Source organism: Propioniciclava sp. MC1683, assembly GCF_014164675.1.
Lineage (GTDB): Bacteria > Actinomycetota > Actinomycetes > Propionibacteriales > Propionibacteriaceae > Propioniciclava.
In genome coordinates this window covers 1-677 of sequence record NZ_JACJFX010000118.1, presented here as the reverse complement: position 1 = coordinate 677, position 677 = coordinate 1, and the positions used below count along the sequence as shown (strand labels likewise).

Annotated in this window: 1 protein-coding gene; it reads left to right on the top strand. The window is 62.6% G+C overall.

The genetic code is table 11. The annotated features are described in order from the left end of the window. Positions 1 to 116 precede the first annotated feature (116 nt). Entirely contained in the window at positions 117 to 593 is a 477-nt protein-coding gene (locus H5397_RS17510) for a hypothetical protein (protein WP_182819032.1), read from the top strand. Positions 594 to 677 lie beyond the last annotated feature (84 nt).

The following is a 677-nucleotide window of genomic DNA, read 5'->3' as shown; positions in this document are numbered from 1 at the left end:
CAGATCGTGACGAACTGGAAACAAGCTCTGGCCCAACTCGCCCTCGTCTACCCCGAACGCATCAACCGCTACCTCTAGATTCGAACAACAACAAGAGGATCCCTTACACAGAAATCTTGACAAGCTCGGCCATCTACCCCTGCCAGACCGCCCACGCCGCCTGCACGCTCGCCCATCTGGGCTGCGGGGGCGATCCCCGGCTCGCGGTGACCTTCCAGCACCTGCTGGCGACCCAGTTCGACGGTGGCGGGTGGAGGTGCAACAAGTTCAGCTACGGCCGGGGTCCGGAAAGCGAGTTCGCCAACCCGGGTCCCACCCTCATTGCCCTGGATGCCTTCCGGTTCACGGACCGGGCCAACAGCAGTCCGGAACTCGACCGGGCGGTCGAGTTCCTGCTCCGCCACTGGGTCACCCGCGTGCCCTTGGGTCCGTGCCACTACGGCATCGGCACGTTGTTCCTCCAGGTGGAGTATCCGTTCGCCGGCTACAACCTGTTCTACTGGCTGCACGTGTTGTCCCACTACGACCGGGTGGCGTCCGATCCCCGGTTTGAGGTGAGGGATTGTTTCCGGACCAAGAGCCCCCACCGGTAGAATCCGTGGGAGAAATGGAAGGGATCGAATGACCCGGAAGAAGTTCAGCCCGGAATTCAAGGCGGAGGCGGTTCGTGCGGTGAT